This window comes from Pseudomonas sp. (assembly GCF_030696055.1).
Lineage (GTDB): Bacteria > Pseudomonadota > Gammaproteobacteria > Pseudomonadales > Pseudomonadaceae > Aquipseudomonas.
This window is the reverse complement of record NZ_JAUYNP010000076.1, coordinates 1-1,356: the sequence shown is the minus strand read 5'-3', so window position 1 is coordinate 1,356 and position 1,356 is coordinate 1. Positions and strand designations below refer to the sequence as shown.

3 protein-coding genes are annotated in these 1,356 nt (G+C 60.8%); 1 reads left to right on the top strand and 2 read right to left on the bottom strand.

The window, feature by feature from the left end; translation table 11 throughout:
• On the top strand, window positions 1–354 hold a 354-nt coding region (locus tag Q8Q83_RS04515; protein WP_305621507.1), incomplete at its 5' end, for a response regulator.
• Here Q8Q83_RS04515 and Q8Q83_RS04510 read toward each other — a convergent pair.
• Together Q8Q83_RS04510 and Q8Q83_RS04505 are read right to left on the bottom strand one after the other, a co-directional pair.
• Window positions 338–808: a MarR family winged helix-turn-helix transcriptional regulator gene (locus Q8Q83_RS04510; RefSeq protein ID WP_305621505.1), complete on the bottom strand. Its 471-nt coding sequence runs from the start codon at window positions 806–808 to the stop codon at window positions 338–340. The genes Q8Q83_RS04515 and Q8Q83_RS04510 overlap by 17 nt on opposite strands.
• Entirely contained in the window at window positions 805–1,290 is a 486-nt protein-coding gene (locus tag Q8Q83_RS04505) for a glutathione peroxidase (protein ID WP_305621503.1), read from the bottom strand. The genes Q8Q83_RS04510 and Q8Q83_RS04505 overlap by 4 nt, the downstream gene beginning before the upstream one ends.
• Window positions 1,291–1,356 lie beyond the last annotated feature (66 nt).

Genomic DNA, 1,356 nt, shown 5'->3' with positions numbered 1-1,356 from the left:
GACAACCCGGTCAATCAACTGGTGGCCAAAGGCATGCTGGGCAAACTGGGTTGCGAGGTGTTGCTGGCCAATCATGGCGGCGAAGCGCTAAGCGTGTTGGAGTCGCAGCAGGTCGATCTGGTGCTGATGGACTGCAATATGCCGGTGATGGATGGCTACGAAACCACCCGACATATCCGCCAACGCCCCGAGCATGCGCAGTTGCCGATTATCGCCTTGACCGCCAACGCCCTGTCCGATGAGCGCGAGCGTTGCCGCGCAGCCGGGATGAACGACTATCTGGCCAAACCCTTTCGCAAGGAAGAGCTGGCCGCCCTGCTCGACCAATGGCTGACCACTAACGCAACGCCATAAACTGATCGAGCAGCAGAGCGACCTGGCCGCGCAGAGCGGCCAAGGCGCCCAGATCGACCCCACGCTCGCACAGCAGCTGGTTTTTCAGCGGCAATACCCGTTCGCGCAAGGCGCAACCGGCCAGGGTCAGCGCCAGATGCACCTCTCGCTCGTCACTGGCCGAGCGCTGGCGCAGCAACAAGCCTTGCAACTCCAGGCGCTTGAGCAAGGGCGTCAAGGTCCCCGAGTCGAGCAGCAAGCGCTCGCCCAGGGCCTTCACGGTTGGCTGCGCCGGGGGCTGCAGCTGCCATTCCCACAGCACCAGCATGGCCAGGTACTGCGGGTAGGTCAGGTCGAGCCGCTCGAGCATCGGCTTGTAGGCCCGGATCACCGCGCGGGAAGCGGCATACAGCTTGAAGCACAGCTGGTTGTCCAGCTGCAGCCCCTCATCCGCGAGCAGACTGGCTTGGCTCATTTCAGCAGCGCTTCGATCTCGGCAGTCAGGTCTTCGGGCTTGGTGGTCGGGGCGAAACGCTTGATCACCTTACCGTCGGCACTCAGCAGGAACTTGGTGAAGTTCCACTTGATGCCCTGGCTGCCGAGCAGGCCCGGCGCGCTTTTCTTCAGGTTGACGAACAGCGGGTGGGCATCGCTGCCGTTGACGTCGATTTTCTTGAACAGCGGAAAACTCACGCCGAAATTCAGCTCGCAGAACTCGCTGATCGCCCCTTCATCACCCGGCTCCTGCTTGCCGAACTGGTTGCAGGGGAAACCCAGCACCACCAGCCCCTTGTCCTTGTACTGCTGCCCGACGCTTTCCAGACCCTTGTACTGCGGGGTAAAGCCGCATTTGCTGGCGGTATTGACCACCAGCACCGCCTTGCCGCCGAAATCGGCCAGGGTTTTCTGCTCACCTTTGATGGTGGTCACTGGAATATCGAAGAGTGCGTTGCCCATGCTTGTCGCCCCTAATGAGTGGTAGTGAACAACAAGATAGACAGCAATTAAATTGCGCGCAATTTA